This window comes from Marinobacterium maritimum, assembly GCF_039523155.1.
Lineage (GTDB): Bacteria > Pseudomonadota > Gammaproteobacteria > Pseudomonadales > Balneatricaceae > Marinobacterium > Marinobacterium maritimum.
In genome coordinates, this window is record NZ_BAAAET010000002.1 from 281,160 (window position 1) to 297,014 (window position 15,855).

Annotated in this window: 17 protein-coding genes; 10 read left to right on the top strand and 7 right to left on the bottom strand. The window is 58.1% G+C overall.

Annotated features, from left to right (window positions below; all coding sequences use genetic code 11):
- Window positions 1-7: 7 nt before the first annotated feature.
- On the bottom strand, window positions 8-550 hold the full coding sequence (locus ABD013_RS07705; protein ID WP_343804559.1) for a Z-ring associated ZapG family protein: 543 nt from the start codon (window positions 548-550) through the stop codon (window positions 8-10).
- Window positions 551-858: 308 nt separating this feature from the next.
- Here ABD013_RS07705 and ABD013_RS07710 point away from each other — a divergent pair, with 308 nt between their 5' ends.
- On the top strand, window positions 859-2,391 hold the full coding sequence (locus ABD013_RS07710) for an HDOD domain-containing protein (RefSeq protein WP_343804561.1): 1,533 nt from the start codon (window positions 859-861) through the stop codon (window positions 2,389-2,391).
- A gap of 26 nt (window positions 2,392-2,417) precedes the next feature.
- Here the strand turns inward: ABD013_RS07710 and ABD013_RS07715 are convergent, their stop codons facing one another.
- The 3 genes from ABD013_RS07715 to ABD013_RS07725 are packed head-to-tail and all read right to left on the bottom strand — an operon-like array spanning window position 2,418 to window position 4,715.
- On the bottom strand, window positions 2,418-2,978 hold the full coding sequence (locus ABD013_RS07715) for a cob(I)yrinic acid a,c-diamide adenosyltransferase (protein ID WP_343804563.1): 561 nt from the start codon (window positions 2,976-2,978) through the stop codon (window positions 2,418-2,420).
- 18 nt (window positions 2,979-2,996) lie between these two features.
- The gene (gene ppk2, locus ABD013_RS07720) at window positions 2,997-3,806 is read right to left on the bottom strand and encodes a polyphosphate kinase 2 (RefSeq protein ID WP_343804565.1); all 810 of its coding nucleotides are present in this window, start codon (window positions 3,804-3,806) and stop codon (window positions 2,997-2,999) included.
- Window positions 3,807-4,715: a ketopantoate reductase family protein gene (locus ABD013_RS07725; protein ID WP_343804567.1), complete on the bottom strand. Its 909-nt coding sequence runs from the start codon at window positions 4,713-4,715 to the stop codon at window positions 3,807-3,809.
- A gap of 92 nt (window positions 4,716-4,807) precedes the next feature.
- Here ABD013_RS07725 and ABD013_RS07730 point away from each other — a divergent pair, with 92 nt between their 5' ends.
- On the top strand, window positions 4,808-5,290 hold the full coding sequence (locus ABD013_RS07730) for a YajQ family cyclic di-GMP-binding protein (RefSeq protein WP_343804569.1): 483 nt from the start codon (window positions 4,808-4,810) through the stop codon (window positions 5,288-5,290).
- Window positions 5,291-5,333: 43 nt separating this feature from the next.
- Here ABD013_RS07730 and ABD013_RS07735 read toward each other — a convergent pair whose 3' ends face one another.
- The 3 genes from ABD013_RS07735 to ABD013_RS07745 all read right to left on the bottom strand — a co-directional run bounded on the left by ABD013_RS07735 (window position 5,334) and on the right by ABD013_RS07745 (window position 7,847).
- Window positions 5,334-5,549, bottom strand: a complete 216-nt coding sequence (locus tag ABD013_RS07735; RefSeq protein WP_343804571.1) for a hypothetical protein — start codon at window positions 5,547-5,549, stop codon at window positions 5,334-5,336.
- A gap of 76 nt (window positions 5,550-5,625) precedes the next feature.
- Window positions 5,626-6,966 carry an AmpG family muropeptide MFS transporter gene (locus ABD013_RS07740; RefSeq protein ID WP_343804573.1) on the bottom strand — a complete coding sequence of 447 codons (1,341 nt, stop codon included), beginning with the start codon at window positions 6,964-6,966 and terminating at the stop codon, window positions 5,626-5,628.
- 119 nt (window positions 6,967-7,085) lie between these two features.
- Window positions 7,086-7,847 carry an SDR family oxidoreductase gene (locus ABD013_RS07745; protein ID WP_343804575.1) on the bottom strand — a complete coding sequence of 254 codons (762 nt, stop codon included), beginning with the start codon at window positions 7,845-7,847 and terminating at the stop codon, window positions 7,086-7,088.
- Window positions 7,848-8,146: 299 nt separating this feature from the next.
- Between ABD013_RS07745 and ABD013_RS07750 the strand changes: the two genes are divergently transcribed.
- From ABD013_RS07750 to ABD013_RS07785, 8 genes are all read left to right on the top strand, one after another.
- Window positions 8,147-8,635 carry an FxsA family protein gene (locus ABD013_RS07750; protein WP_343804577.1) on the top strand — a complete coding sequence of 163 codons (489 nt, stop codon included), beginning with the start codon at window positions 8,147-8,149 and terminating at the stop codon, window positions 8,633-8,635.
- Window positions 8,636-8,986: 351 nt separating this feature from the next.
- Window positions 8,987-9,280, top strand: a complete 294-nt coding sequence (locus tag ABD013_RS07755) for a co-chaperone GroES (RefSeq protein WP_343804579.1) — start codon at window positions 8,987-8,989, stop codon at window positions 9,278-9,280.
- 78 nt (window positions 9,281-9,358) lie between these two features.
- Window positions 9,359-11,008: a chaperonin GroEL gene (gene groL / locus ABD013_RS07760; protein ID WP_343804581.1), complete on the top strand. Its 1,650-nt coding sequence runs from the start codon at window positions 9,359-9,361 to the stop codon at window positions 11,006-11,008.
- 111 nt (window positions 11,009-11,119) lie between these two features.
- On the top strand, window positions 11,120-11,977 hold the full coding sequence (locus ABD013_RS07765) for a hypothetical protein (RefSeq protein WP_343804584.1): 858 nt from the start codon (window positions 11,120-11,122) through the stop codon (window positions 11,975-11,977).
- Between the two features lie 20 nt (window positions 11,978-11,997).
- Window positions 11,998-12,612, top strand: a complete 615-nt coding sequence (locus ABD013_RS07770; protein WP_343804586.1) for a glutathione S-transferase family protein — start codon at window positions 11,998-12,000, stop codon at window positions 12,610-12,612.
- Window positions 12,613-12,646: 34 nt separating this feature from the next.
- Complete coding sequence (gene thpR / locus ABD013_RS07775) at window positions 12,647-13,204, top strand: RNA 2',3'-cyclic phosphodiesterase (protein WP_343804588.1); 558 nt, start codon at window positions 12,647-12,649, stop codon at window positions 13,202-13,204.
- A gap of 47 nt (window positions 13,205-13,251) precedes the next feature.
- Window positions 13,252-14,625 (top strand): prephenate-dependent tRNA uridine(34) hydroxylase TrhP, encoded by a 1,374-nt coding sequence (gene trhP, locus ABD013_RS07780; protein WP_343804590.1) that lies wholly within the window; start codon window positions 13,252-13,254, stop codon window positions 14,623-14,625.
- 197 nt (window positions 14,626-14,822) lie between these two features.
- The gene (locus ABD013_RS07785; RefSeq protein ID WP_343804592.1) at window positions 14,823-15,725 is read left to right on the top strand and encodes a prenyltransferase; all 903 of its coding nucleotides are present in this window, start codon (window positions 14,823-14,825) and stop codon (window positions 15,723-15,725) included.
- Window positions 15,726-15,855 lie beyond the last annotated feature (130 nt).

Sequence of the window (15,855 nt, forward strand, 5' to 3'; positions counted from 1 at the left end):
CTGGGAATCAGGCCTTCTCGCGGCGTACCTCTTCCGGGGCGTCATCGCCATAGGCGGTGGGGTCGCCGGCCGCCGGCTGAGCGGCTTCTTCCTGCTTCTTGTGATCGAAACCGTATTCCTCGGACAGAGTACCGGCTTCATCCGGTTTTTTCGGTGCATAGTCGCGCGGCGGCTCGGGCAGCTCTTCCTGCTCGCTGTTGTCCAGGGCATCGGTTACGGTGGGGATGGCCGAGTCCAGTGCCGGGCGCAGTTCCTGCTGCAGGGCGGCCGTCGCCGGGAGGCCTGGACAGAGGTTTTCGGCACTGCTCGCAAGGTGCTGGTGCACCTTGCGGTACTGGTCGGTCAGGCCGTTGACCAGCTCGGCGGTCTGTTCGAAATGTTCGCTGACCTGGCGCTTGTAGCCGTCCAGCTCGGAGCGGGCTGTGTCCAGCTCATCGACCAGCTCCTGTTCCCGGCTGGAGCTGCCGCCGGCACGTCCAAGCAGAAAGCCGATCAGGGCGCCAATGCCAAGGGCTACCAGGGTCACAATCCAGATATTCGTTTGTTCCACGCATCTATCCTCGATCACATAATCTGTTCACACAGGCATATTAAAGCAAAGTGCCCCTGAAACCCATGCGGTCGGTCATTATCGTCGACCCGCTGCGTGCGTCCATTGTCGGTTGGTCGAGTGGCAAGGCCAGCAGCCGCAAAAGTTGCTGCCGGGCAGGTTTTACGGTCGTACATGCCATGGTGGCGGTATGACTTTGTTATACTGCCGCTGGAAGGCAACATTAAAGTTGGTTCATGCCTGTGGGCGTGTGTGCGTATTTCGGGTGACCATAACCGTCGGTCACCCCGTTGTAGGACAGGTCGAAATTGAAGTACCAGGACACCTTGAATGCGATCTATGCGCAATTGGACCGGTTGGGCGACCTGCCGGTTTTCAGTGCAACGGTCAACCGTATCCGTCAGGTAAGCAGCTCGCGTCAAAGCGATGCGATGGCACTGGCCATGGCTGTCATGAAGGATGCCAACCTGTCGATCAAGCTGCTTAAAATCGCCAATACGTCCAGCTATAACCGCAGTGGCGGGCAGATCAGTGCCGTGTCTCGTGCGGTTGTATTGATCGGGTTTGAACGTATCCATAACCTTTGTGTCACCCTGAAACTGATCGAAAGTTTCCGCGATGAGCAGCCAGGTACCGGGGTCGAGCAGTTGCTGATCAGCGCTTTCCTCAACGCTTCACTGGCGAGGGAGCTGGCAGCCGCCGCCGGGGCGCTGGATATCGAGGAAACCTATATTTGTGGTCTGCTGTATGGTCTGGGAGAGATCATCGTGGCGTTCACGCTGCCTGATACCTACAGTGAAATGCTGCGCCTGCGTGAGCGGGCCAAAGATAGCTGGCCACGCATTCAGTTGCAGCAGTTGGGTGGTCATTTCAGCGATATAGGCCAGGATCTGGCGCAAAGCTGGGGCTTCCCGAAGAGTGTGGTGCAAGCGATGGATCCGTTGACAGCTGACCAGTTGCGCGGCAGTGGTCGCCTCAATCATCGCCTGGCGGCCGGTTGTCATGACTTGCTGGAGTTGTTGTATTGCCGGGATACCGCCGGAGAGCTGGAGTATGGCAACCTGATGGGTGACCTGGCCGATGCGGCTCGGCAGCCGGTAGAAGCTCTGGATCGTCATATCAGTGAAGCCTTCCGTCAGGTGTGTGACCTGGCCGATGAGTATGGTCTTCAGCACCGTCTGGTCAGCCCGCAGCTCAGCCTGTCAGATGACCCGGCCCGCGATGAGATGACCCGCAAGCTGGCCTACTATGTGCGCTCCCGCGAGGCGCGCAACCCGGCACCCCTGCCGGAGGAACCGGTCGAAGAGAAACCGTCCGTCAACCAGACCCGGTTGATGGAACGTCAACTGCATCATCTGCAGCGGATGAACGAGATGATCGCGGCACCGACTAGTGCTGGCAGCATTCTGGAAGCGGCGGTCAGCGCGATCGCCGAGGCCAGCGCGCTGGAACGGGTGGCCTTTTGCCAGTTGGGTGTCAATGGGCAGGAGCTGAAAGCGCGCATAACGGCTGGTGACGGTCAGGAAGTACTCAAGGCGTTCTTTCAGCTGCATCGGCAGATGCCTGGAGCACTGCTTTTTTTCCGTATTCTGGAAAAAAGGATGACCCTGCTGGTGCCGGACAGCGAGGAGCCTGGTTGGCAGGAGCGCCTGCCGGAACCTTTCCTGCAGGGTGTAGAGCCCAAGGGCTTTATCGTCGCGCCGCTGGTGGTCAAGGATCGCGTGCTGGGGCTGATGTATGCCGACAAGGGGGAGGTGGTCGAAGACCAGGAATTCAAGGTATTCAATCAGTTCCTGATGCAGGCGCGTCTGGGGCTGGAAATGCTGCAGAGCCGGCACTAGCCGGCACTGCAGATCTGCTACAGGCCTTATTGAGGGCGGCGGGGTCGCCAGAGCACTTCTTCACCGCCGTCACGACGGCTCAGCACTCGCGCACAGACAAAGAGCAGATCCGACAGGCGATTCAGGTAAGCCACCCCTTGGGGATTGACGGTTTCAGTCTCGGCCAGTGCCACTGTACGCCGCTCGGCCCGGCGACAGACACTGCGAGCCAGGTGGGCCTGGGCTGCGGCCGCGTTGCCGCCCGGCAGAATGAACTCCTGCAGCGGCGGCAAGGCTTCGTTCAACGCTTCCAGTTCGGCCTCCAGTGACTCCACTACCTCAATCGTGATCACCGTATAGTTCGGATCGGCGACCGCGAGTTCACCTCCAAGATCAAACAGGTCGTTCTGGACCTGCAGCAGCAGAGGCTTCAGGGTGTCATTGGAGGGCAGGGCGGCCAGCAGGCAGCCCAGCAGGCAATTCAACTCATCGACATCGCCCAGGGCCTCAATGCGCGGATGGTATTTGGCAATCCGGCTGCCGTTGGCCAGGCCGGTGGTGCCCTTGTCACCGCTGCGGGTGTAGATACGGGTCAGGCGGTTGCTCATACGAATTCCCTGTAACGGTTAGGATTGGCGTTTCTGCTGCAGACTGACATGGGCCGGCTGCACGATCAGCGGGTCAGGTTCCAGGTCTATCTCCTCATTGGCATCCGGGTAGGGCAGCTGGCTGAGGATATAACGCATGGCATTGAGGCGTGCCCGCTTCTTGTCGTCCGACTTGATGATTGCCCAAGGCGCATCGGCGGTATCGGTATGAAAGAACATGGCATCCTTGGCTTCGGTGTAGGCATCCCATTTGTCCAGCGAGGCGAGGTCGACCGGGGACAGCTTCCAGTGCTTCAACGGGTCGGTGCGGCGTGACTGGAAGCGCTGGAATTGCTCCTCTCGACCCACTTCGAACCAGAGCTTGAACAGACGAATGCCGCTGCGCACGAACATCCGCTCCAGCTCGGGTGCTTCGCGCATGAATTCGAGATACTCCGAAGGCGTACAGAAATCCATCACCCGCTCGACACCGGCCCGGTTGTACCAGGAACGGTCGAATAGAATGATTTCGCCGGCGGTGGGCAGATGTTTGATGTAACGCTGGAAATACCACTGGGCCTTTTCCTGTTCGGTGGGCTTTTCCAGTGCAATCACGCGGGCTCCGCGCGGATTCAGGTGTTCCATGAAACGTTTGATGCTACCGCCCTTGCCGGCAGCGTCCCGGCCTTCGAAGATGATCAGAATCTTCTGTCCGGTGTCGCGAGCCCAGCGCTGCACCTTGAGCAGTTCGATCTGCAGCAGGCGCTTTTCGGCCTCGTAGGCGTCACGCTTCATTTTTTTGGCATAGGGGTAGGTCTTGTCCTGTACGGCGATGTCGGTCTTGCTCATTTAACGCTGTCCTGTGGGGCTCAGGGCCCGTATTCCTTGCAAAAGGGAGTGATTGACCGGTACCTCGATGTTCAGCCTGTCGGCCTGCTGGCACAGATAACCGGTGATCTGTTCGATCTCGCTGCGACGTCCATGACGGATATCCTGTAGCATAGACGAGAAGTTTTCGCCCGTTGCCCGGGCGACGGCAGCGGCGCGGACCTCCAGCGGCTCCGGGAAGAGCTCGATGCCGGCGGCGGTGGCGACGTGTTCCACTTCCCGGCATGCATTGCGCATCAGCTCGATCCGCCCGGAGTCTTCCAGCAATGCGCCGTTGCGACAGTCGAACAGCGCCGTCAGCGGGTTGATCGCACAATTAATCGCCAGCTTGCGCCACAGGTGTGTTTGTATATCACTTCCCGGGTGCAGCGGAATATCCAGCCGGTCCCAGCCCGAGGGGAGGGCGCTGGTGTTGTCAGTCAGTGGGCCTATATGGGTGTCGCCGCGGCTGACACAGTGCAGCTTGTTTCGTGTTTCCAGCCAGGCGCCGGCCGTGGTGGTAGCGGCCCACAGGCGGACGTTCCCCAGCCGCTCAAGCAGCTGTTCCTGTTGACCCATGCCGTTCTGTAACAGGACGATTTCGGTGTCGTCGTGCAGCCGTGGCTGTATGGCTTCCACGGCACTCAGGGTATCATAGGCCTTGGTTGCGACCAGCAGGTGCCGAATGGGCACCTCTGCGTCAGGTGTTTCCAGCTGGCAGTGGATATGATGTGGTTGTTCCGCTTCTGTAATCTCAAGCCGACCGCCTGCCGGCCATTGAGCGAGGCTGGCCTGGTCGCGCAGAATCAGGCTGACCTTCTGACCCGCCTGGGTTAGGAAATCGGCCCAGAGGCAGCCGATGGCGCCTGCACCAAGGATATGCCAGTGCATGGAAACTCCGTAGCAAATAATCTGATCTTAGCCCTGTTTCGATAGGGTTTGAAACCGATATTAACAGGACTCATTTTAACAGGAGAGGTGCTATGCCTTCATTCGACGTCGTATCCGAGCTGGATATGCATGAAGTGACCAATGCCGTGGATCAGGCGAACCGCGAACTGCAGAGCCGGTACGACTTCAAGGGGGTCAAGGCCGCATTTGAGCAGAGCGGTGAAACCGTAACGCTGGAAGCAGAAGTGGATTTCCAGCTGCAGCAGATGCTGGAGATGCTCAAGGCCAAGCTGACCAGCCGCAAGATCGACATCAAGTGCATGGAGGTCAAGGACCCCGATGTCAGCGGTGTCAAGGCGAAGCAGGAAGTGGTGCTGCGCCAGGGTCTGGATCAGCCGATGTGTAAAAAGATCGGCAAGGTGGTCAAGGATGCCAAGTTGAAGGTGCAGACCCAGATTCAGGGCGACAAGGTGCGTGTCACCGGCAAGAAGCGTGATGACCTGCAGGAGGCGATTGCGCTGCTGCGTGAAGCGGATATCGAACTGCCGCTGCAGTTCAACAACTTCCGCGACTGATTCATGACGGACGCTGCCCCGGAGGCAGCGTCCTGTGGTTCGCTCACTCCTGGCAGCAGAGCAGAAACAGCTCTCGTGCCAGCGCCTGCTGTTCACTTTCGCTGTTACGGCGAAAGTCCTCCGCGACCAGCCCTCCTTTGCTCAACAGGCGGTGCAACTGTGCGCCCTGCCATTCCAGCAACGTCATGCCACTGCTTTTGTCACTGATGCTCAGTTTGGGCGTGGGGTGTTCCAGCCAGGCATTGATTTGAAAGGTCATCAGAGTCCCTCCGGTCATGGTGAATGCACCTGACTATAGCGGGCTTCTTTAATCCTGTAAATGATAATAATTATTATTAACCATCTTGGTTGTTCGCCTGGCTGATACCGTTGAAGCGGTCACGCAGTAGCCAGAGCATGCACAGTGACGGCAGCACCATCAGTGCCGTGACGATGAAGAAGCGTTCCCAGCTGCCCAGCCAGTCCACGGTGTAGCCACTCAGTCCAGCGAGAGTGGTCCGGCTCAGGTTGCCCAGCGAGGCCAGCAGGGCATATTGGGTGGCGCTGAAAGCACGCCCGGTCAGCAGGGTCAGAAAGGACACGAACGCCACGGTGGAAAAGGCGGTGGTGAAATTGTCGACGACCAGGGTCAGCAGCAGAAGCCATTCGACCGGGCCGGCGGCGGCAATGATGGCGAACATCAGGTTGCTGGCGGCCATGGCACTGCCGCCCAGCAGCAGTCCCTTGACCACGCCGAAGCGGGTGTTGAAGGCGCTGCCGAGCAGGGTAAAACTGACGGTGATGAACCAGCCAAACAGCTTGGTGTATTCGCCGATCTGCTCGTTGCTGAAGCCGATCTCCTTGTAGAACACCACCGACATGCGGCCCAGAAAGGCTTCACCGATCTTGAACAGGAAGATGAACAGCATCAGCATCAGCGCCACTTTGATGCCGTTCTTGCGGAAGAATTCGGCAAAGGGCTCGATCACGGTCACGGCAAACCAGGTCAGCCAGCGGCCGTTGTTCAGCTCCTGCTGGTATTGGCGTTCGGCCTGGGCCTGAAGCTGATCTCGGGCCGTGACCGGTTCACGTACCAACAGGGTAAACAGCATCAACAGAATGATGACGCCTGCCATCAGCAGGTAAATGTTGTTCCAGCCCAACTGATCGGCCTGGGTAAAGGCCAGGTAGCCGGGCCAGGAATAGCCGGTCCACCAGCCGATGATCGCGATGGCCGCGGCAGGGGGTAGAGAGGCCTTTTCGTGTGGCGCAAACTGGTCGATACGGAAGGCATCGACGGCGATATCCTGGGTCGCCGAGCTGGCCGCGATCCCAAAGGCAAAAAGCCCTGCCATCAACAGGTGTGAGGCCGGATTCACGGTAGCCAGCAACAGCGTAAAGACCAGCATCATCGATTGGGTGGCCAGGATCCAGCTGCGTCTCTGGCCCAGGCGGCCCAGCAGTGGCAGATGGACACGGTCGACCAGTGGCGCCCAGAGGAAGTTGATCGCATAGACGGTAGCCACACTGCCCAGCAGGCCAATCTCGGCGCGGGCGATGCCGGCGTCAGTCAGCCAGCCACTGAGTACGCTGCCGGTGAGCAGAAACGGAAAGCCGCTGGAACAGCCCATGAGGAAGATCCACAACAGGCGGATATCCCGGTAGCGGGCGAAGGTGTCTTTCCAGGCGTGGAGCATTGTCGGCGAGTCCCTGCAGGTGAAAGGCGGTCAGTATACCAAAGCACACCGAGCGGCGGCTGAATCGGTTTACACGCGCTGCGGCCGTACAGGGCAACGGCCGCAGCGTGGAGAGAGGGTCAGATGCGCAGAGCGCCATCGACCTCGATGCAACGACCGTTGATGTAATCGTTTTCGAAGATAAAGCTGACGGTCTTGGCGATCTCTTCCGGCATGCCCAGACGCTTGGCCGGGATCATGGCTTCGATTTTTGCCAGCGCTTCCGGTTTCATGCTCATCACCATCTCGGTGCCGATGAAGCCCGGTGCGATGGAGGCGGCGCGGATACCGTAACGAACCAGCTCCTTGGCCCAGGTAACGGCCATGGCTTCGACACCGGCTTTGGTCGCGGTGTAGTTGGTCTGGCCCATGTTGCCGGCACGCGAAATGGACGAGATATTGATGATGCAGCCTTCGGAGCCGGTTTCGATCATCTTGGCGGCGGCTTCGCGCGCGCAGAGGAAGGTACCGGTCAGGTTAACATCGATCACCAGGTTCCACTGATCCATCGACATTTTGCCAACCACCTGGCCATCTTTGACTTTCAGGAACAGGCCGTCACGGGTGATACCGGCGTTATTGACCAGGCCGTTGATGGCGCTGAAATCACGGACGATGTCAGTGAACAGCTGTTCGACCTGAGGCTCATCAGCAACGTTGGCAATATAAGTGCGTGCTTCAACGCCCAGTTCCATACACAGACCTGCGGTTTCATCCAGATCGGCCTGGTTCAGGTCTACCAGTGCCAGTTTGGCGCCCTTGCCAGCCAATTCCAGTGCCATGGAGCGACCCAGACCGCGGCCACCACCGGTTACCACTACAACTTTATCTTTGAGTTCCATCGGGGAATACCTCTGCTATATGGATACTTTCTTATTGTGCGTTGCAATATATTGCACTGCAACAACTTAGTTGTCATCGTCCAAAAAGTCTATATATGTCACAAAAAAGTCATTAAAAAGACTGATAATCTGAAAATTTGTTTGTGGTGCGGAAGCGGTTGATTGTCCTAATTGATTGTTTGGTAAGGGTTTTTACCTATACTCATCATTGTCCTCTCATTCGTTCTGACTTGGTTGAACTCAACAAAAATGGAAGAATCCAAGGTTAGAACCCATGTACATCACACCCGAGAGACCTTATGCGCTTCCTGTTTCTGCTTTTCATCATCATCCCGATCATCGAAATCACCGTCCTGATTCAGGTGGGGCAGGCGATAGGCGCCTGGTACACCGTGGGGCTGGTGCTGCTGTCGGCCTTTATCGGCGTCAACATGCTGCGTCATCAAGGGCTTTCGACGCTCGCGCGTGCCCAGCAAAGGATGAACCAGGGTGAGGTACCGGGGCAGGAAATGGTGGAAGGCATCGTTTTGGCGGTGGGTGGAGCCTTGCTGGTGACGCCGGGGTTTGTAACCGATGTGATCGGCTTCAGTTGTTTGATTCCAGGCATCCGCAAGGGTCTGGTCAAGGCGTTGCTCAGTCGCTTCACGGTGATTGCGGCCAGTCAGAGCACGCATGCCCAGTTTCATCAGGGCTTTCAGGATCAGGACTTCCAATCGGGACCGCGCCCACGTGATATTCCGCCGCGGGATGGTGATGTGATTGACGGGGAATACACCCGCCGCGATTAAACCGGTGATCAGAGCTAGCCTGCCTGCATTGCGTGAAAACAGGCTCAAACTGATCGTGCCGCTCCTTTGGGCTTTGCCTTTTTCGCTTGCCTTGGCTTTGCTGTTGGTGCCTCGGTATCGGTTATTCAACAATCCGCTATAAAACCACTGTACGGCGCTTGAAATTCTTTCTGGCGCCCCTATTTCTCCTGACAGCAGAGTGGGGTCGGGCCGACCAGCAAAAAAAATGCGGTTGAAGGCTTGAAAAGTGCTTGGCTACCCCCACCTATGTAGCAATCGGATTCCGGGCGTATTCGCGCCCGCCTTAACAACAACATCGCATTGGATCCTAGATACCAGGAGAACAACCAGATGAATATTCGTCCACTTCACGACCGTGTTGTAGTTCGTCGCAGCGAAGAAGAGACCACTACGGCTGGCGGTATCGTCCTGCCGGGCTCTGCCGCTGAAAAACCCAACCGTGGCGAAGTCGTTGCAGTTGGCCCGGGTCGTACACTGAACAACGGTGAAGTTCAGGCACCGTCTGTAAAAGTGGGTGATAAGGTCCTCTTCGGCCAGTATGCCGGTTCCAACACCGTCAAGATCGACGGCGACGAACTGCTGATCATGCAGGAAAGTGAGATCTACGGCGTCCTGGAAGACTGAGCAATCAGCTTCGCGTCGCTTTAAATCGTTAACTCTTTAACTCGATTCAATTCGATACTGATACAGGACTAGCAAACAATGGCTGCTAAAGACGTACGTTTTGGTGATGATGCTCGTCAGCGCATGCTGGCAGGTGTAAACATCCTGGCTGATGCTGTTAAAACCACCCTGGGCCCGAAAGGTCGCAACGTGGTACTGGACAAATCCTTCGGTGCGCCGACCGTAACCAAGGACGGTGTGTCCGTTGCCAAAGAGATCGAACTGAAAGACAAGTTCGAGAACATGGGCGCGCAGATGGTCAAGGAAGTTGCTTCCAAGGCCAACGACGTGGCTGGTGACGGTACTACCACTGCAACCGTACTGGCTCAGGCGATCGTGAACGAAGGCCTGAAATCCGTTGCCGCTGGCATGAACCCGATGGACCTGAAGCGTGGCATCGACAAGGCTGCTGCGGCTGTTGTTGAGCAGCTGGCTGAAATGTCCGTACCTTGCGAAGACGCCAAGGCGATCGCTCAGGTTGGTACCATCTCTGCCAACTCTGATGCGGCTGTCGGCAACATCATCGCTGAAGCGATGGAAAAGGTTGGCAAGGACGGTGTCATCACTGTTGAAGAAGGTTCCGGTTTCGACAACGAGCTGGACGTAGTAGAAGGCATGCAGTTCGATCGCGGCTACCTGTCTCCGTACTTCATCAACAACCAGGACACCATGACCTGTGAGCTGGAAGATCCGTTCATCCTGCTGGTCGACAAGAAAATCTCCAACATCCGTGAGCTGCTGCCGGCACTGGAGCAGGTAGCCAAGGCATCCCGTCCGCTGCTGATCATTGCTGAAGACGTTGAAGGCGAAGCCCTGGCGACTCTGGTCGTGAACAACATGCGCGGTATCGTCAAGGTATCGGCTGTTAAGGCGCCGGGCTTCGGTGACCGTCGCAAGGCGATGCTGCAGGATATCGCCATCATCAGCGGTGGTCAGGTGATCTCCGAAGAGATCGGCCTGAGCCTGGATACCGTCACTCTGGAACAGCTGGGTACGGCCAAGCGCGTCAACATCACCAAGGAAAACACCGTGATCGTTGACGGTGCTGGTGCCAAGGCTGACATCGATGGTCGCGTTCAGCAGATCCGTGCCCAGATCGAAGAAACCTCTTCCGACTACGACCGCGAGAAGCTGCAGGAACGTGTTGCCAAGCTGGCAGGCGGCGTTGCCGTGATCAAGATCGGCGCAGCGACCGAAGTCGAAATGAAAGAGAAGAAGGCCCGCGTTGACGATGCGCTGCATGCGACCCGTGCTGCGGTTGAAGAAGGCGTGGTACCGGGCGGTGGTGTTGCCCTGATCCGTGCCCTGAGCAAGATCGAAGGACTGGAAGGTGACAACCACGATCAGACCATCGGTATCCAGCTGGCCCTGCGTGCCATGGAAGCTCCGATGCGTCAGATCGTAGCCAACGCCGGTGGCGAAGGTTCCGTGGTTGTGAACAAGGTCCGTGCCGGTGAAGGTGCATTCGGTTTCAACGCCGGTACCGAAGAGTACGGCGACATGATGGAAATGGGTATCATCGACCCGGCCAAGGTAACCCGTTCTGCACTGCAGGCGGCGGCTTCCATCGCTGGCCTGATGATCACCACCGAAGCCATGATTGCTGACCATCCGGAAGAGAATGCCGGTGCTGGCATGCCGGATATGGGCGGCATGGGTGGTATGGGTGGTATGGGCGGCATGATGTAATCATCCCCCCGATCCCTTGATCGATACCAAGCCCCGCAGTAGCGGGGCTTTTTCGTTTTTGGCAAACCTGCTAGGGTTGAGCGCCTGTTGGTCAGTAAAGATTGAGCATCGATGAGTGAGCGTAAGGAACCGGGCTTGAGCTCGGAGGGACTGGAGTCCCTGGTGGTTGAATCAGCATCGCCTCAGGCCGGTCGCACACCGCCGGGTAATCAGGGTAAAGGCGGCAGCGGTGGCAGCCTGCTGATCACGGTTATTTTACTGCTGCTGGTGGCGGGTGGAGGCTATCTGGGCTACAACCTGATGCAACAGCAGGAGCAGCTGGTGCAGCTGCAGGCCGAACTGGGGCAGGCCCAGGGGCGTGTCGCATCACTGGAAGCGCTGCTGGAGGTGGCTTCTGACAGTGCTGCGCAGTCCGGGCAAACGCTGCAGCAACGGCTGCAGGATGTGGATGCCCGGATGAAGGAGCGTTTTACACATTATGATTCGGAAGTCGCCAAGCTGTGGACGGTGGCCTATCAGCGCAACAAGCCCCAGCTTGAGCAGCAGGCGGAACAGCTGAAAAAGCTGCAGGCACAAGTGGCTGAAGCGGAAACAGCGCTGGTTGCTGTGCGCAAGGATGCCGGCAAGGCGGCGGATGCCCTGGCGCAGGCCGGCGCGCTGAAAACAGAACTGGCGGCGCAGAAAAAGGCGTTGCAGGCACGCCTGGCGGCGGCTGAGAAGCAGCTTGATACCCTGGAGCAGGGATTGAGGCTGGAAAGTGAAGGGCGTCTCAAGGTACAGAAGCAGCTGACTGAGCAGCTGGCTGGCCTGTCCGGTGGTTCTGATGTCACCGCTCAGCTGGCACAGCGTATCCGCCAGAATGAACAGGCGATCAAGGCGATCGACGGCACCCGTCGACAGTTGAGTCAGGACCTGCTGCGCATTCGTCAGCAACTGAACAACCTGCAGCTGCGTTTGGAGCAGGGTTGAGTCCTTATGGAGAGCAAACAATGATCAAGGTATATGGCAGTGTGTTCTCCCGTGCCGGCATGGTGATGCTGGCGCTGGAAGAACTGGGGCTGGAATACGAATCGGTGGATATGCTGCCGCGCAGCGAACAGACCCAGTCGGCAGAGTACCGGGCGCTGAATCCCACCGGCAAGGTTCCGACCCTGGTCGATGGCGATCTGGTACTGTTCGAAACCCAGGCGATTCTGTTCTACCTGGCACGTCAGTACGGCAAGGGACGTCTCTGGGCTGATACCCCGGCGGCAGAGGCTGATATCCTGCGCTGGTCGCTGTATATCAGCAACCAGATGGAAGTGCCGGCGCTGGATATGCTGATCCAGTTCAAGTTCACTCAGGGCAATCCGGATCAGGCGGTGCTTGAGCGCGCTAGTGCTGAACTGAGTCGCTTCCTGCCGCTGCTGGAGCAGCAGCTGAGCGGACGGGAATGGATCAGTGGTGACCACTTCACCATCGCGGATATTCATGGTGCCATGGTGCTGAGCTGGCCCAAACTGGCTGGTTTCGACTACAGTGCTTATCCTGAGGTACATCGCTGGATCAAGTCGGTACTGTCACACCCGGCACAGAAGCGCCTGATGGCCCGGGCAAAAGGATGAAGCTGTGCCTGCCGTGCAGCGGCAGGCCCCTGTTATGAAAAAGATCAGAACCTTTTTTGCCCTGCCGATTCCGGAGCGGGTCGCGCGCCCGTTATCGGATTGTGCCGATACCCTCTGCGAGTATGACCGGGGGCTGGATGCTCACTGGGTGGACTCATCCAATTACCACCTGACCCTGTGCTTTCTCGGCAATGTCTCCCTGGACCAGGTCACGGAACTGGAACAGCTGACGCGCGAGGCGCTGGCTGACCAGTCCAGCTTCATGGTGCCGCTGGATCAGCTGGGCTATTACAAGGCCAACCCGCGACTGGGTGTGCTGGCGGCGTTGATCAGTGATCATGAGCAGCTCTATGCCCTCCATGATCGTATGGTTAATATCGCCAAGAAAGCCGGAATCCGCTATGATGAGCGCGACTTCATGCCCCATGTGACCCTGGCCCGCCTGCCGGCGAAGAACCGCTTCGAAGTGCCTGACAGCTGGCCTCAGCCTAATCTGCTCACGCCGGCCGATTCGGTTGTGCTGTTCCAGAGTCGCCCCGGCGAGCGTGGCTCCATCTATACGCCACTGTTTGAAGTCCACCTGTCTGCCTGAGTTCGTTCCGGATTCGGGCCCGTTAACCTCAAGTAATTACAGGTCCTATGCGAACACCAGAACTGCTGTCCCCGGCCGGGACGCTGAAGAACATGAAGTATGCTTTCGCCTATGGGGCGGATGCGGTCTATGCGGGTCAGCCACGTTACAGCCTGCGGGTACGCAACAACGACTTCACCCACGACAACCTGGCCGAAGGCATTCGCATCGCCCATGAGCTGGGCAAGAAGTTCTTCGTGGCGAGCAACATCCTGCCGCACAACTCCAAGCTCAAAACCTACATGAAGGATCTGGACCCGGTGATCGCCATGGGGCCGGATGCGCTGATCATGTCGGATCCAGGCCTGATCATGATGGTCAAGGACAAGTACCCGGATCTGCCGATCCACCTGTCGGTGCAGTCCAACACCATGAACTGGGCATCAGTGAAGTTCTGGCACCGTGCCGGTATCGAGCGCATCATTCTGTCCCGTGAGTTGTCGCTGGACGAGGTCGCCGAGATCCGTCAGCAGTGCCCGGAGATCGAGCTGGAAGTGTTCGTTCACGGCTCTTTGTGCATCGCCTATTCCGGCCGCTGCCTGCTGTCCGGTTACATCAACCACCGTGATCCCAACCAGGGTACCTGCACCAACGCCTGCCGCTGGAAGTACGACGCCCACGAGGGCAAGGAAGATGAATCCGGTGATGTCGTACCGGTACAAGCGCCGGTGCAGTCGTTCGATCCTGCCGAAGCGGCGGCTGGCGAACAGCCTGCCCTGGGCGAAGGTCAGCCGAGCGACAAGATCTTCCTGCTGCAGGAAGAGACCCGTCCGGGCGAGTACATGCCTGCGTTCGAGGACGAACATGGCACTTACATCATGAACTCCAAGGACCTGCGCGCCATCCAGCACGTGCACAAGCTGGCCGAGATGGGCGTGGATTCGCTGAAGATCGAGGGCCGTACCAAGTCGCACTACTACGTGGCGCGTACTGCTCAGGCCTATCGTCAGGCGATCGACGATGCTGTCGCCGGCAAGCCGTTCGACATGAACCTGATGGACACACTGGAGAACCTGGCCAATCGTGGTTACACCGAAGGCTTCTACCGTCGTCACGTGCATGACGAGTACCAGAACTACGAGACCGGCAGTTCCGTCGGTGTACATCAGCAGTTCGTTGGTGAGATTACTGGGCATGATGCCGCAAAAGGCTTCATCGAGATCGACGTGAAGAACCGCTTCGAACTGGGCGATACGCTGGAGCTGATGACCCCGGCTGGCAACAAGCGCTTCAAGCTGCAGGAGATGCTGAACAAGAAGGGCCAGCATACTGAAGTGGCGCCGGGCTCCGGCCACCGGGTCAGCATCCCGGTGGATTTCGATACCGATATGACCTACGCACTGCTGATGCGTGACCTGCCTAACGCGCCCGACAGGGGCTGAAGGCAGAAACCGCATCCGAGGGAGCCACTGGCTCCCTTTTTTATGCACATCCCGTTTATGTACAGTACATGGCCTGAAGCCTGTCCGTGAAGGCCGGTGCACAAGCGTCATGTGCAGGCTGTACCCTGCACAAGTTGGAACAAGAGGTTCGTCTGCTGTCGTTGCATAAGCTGCATGAGTTGAGAGAGTGAAGTTGAATGGATGCCGTAAAAATATCGTACAAGACTGATCAGGATTTGGGGAAATACGCGTTTCTGCGCGCGCTGCGTCCTTTCTCATTCCCGGTGGCGCTGGTCACCTGTCTGATTGGCATACTACTGGCCGCAATGCAGCGGCCTGTTAACCTCTTCGAGGCGCTGATGGTACTGGTCGGAGGGGTATTGCTGCAGGCCGGCGTCAACCTGATCAATGACCACGCCGATATCCGGTTGCTGCGTCGGCAACCGGGACGCGAGCATCTGATTGAGGCGATCCGCCAAAACTTCCGCTCTGGCCTGCTCTGTTTCCTGTTGGCAGCCGCGGTTGGTTTTCATTTCGTGATTCAGCAGGGCCTGGGGTTCCTGCTGCTCTGCGTACTGGGGCTGGTGGGTGCCCTGGGCTATACGGTCAGCCCGATCAATTACAAGAGCCGTGGTCTGGGCGTGGTGCTGGTGTTCTGGCTGATGGGCGTGCTGATGATTGTCGGCAGTGCGGTAGCGCTGGGCGCACCGATGACGCTGGCACTTTTGCTGCAAACGGTGCCGGTTAGCCTGCTTGTGTCGCTGCTGCTGCTGAGCAATGAGCTGCGTGATTATGAAAGTGACCTGCGTGATGGCCTGCACACGCTGACTGTGCGTATCGGTTATGCCGCGGCCGTGCGGTTCTATTTTGGCCTGCTGGCCGGTACCTATCTGATGTCGGCCATGCTGCTGTCTCTGGGCTTGCTACCGGGGGCTTTCTGGCTGCTGCTCAGTCTGCCGCTGGTTCTTAGGCCGGTACGCCTGCTGCGAGCGCCGGCTGATCAGCGAACGCCGCTGACACCGGCTACGGCCCGCGTGCTGTTGGTCTTTGGTGTGCTCTTTTGTGTCGCACTGGTCAACCCCTGGTCGCTGCCGTTCTAATACCAATACCCGAGAAGTCGTGCTGCCAAATTGATGTATAATGTGGCGCCAGATTCTGTCAGTGCTCGGGTCTGCCCGACAGGGGCATATCCGACCGCAACCCGGTCTGACACACAATGTCTGACCCGAT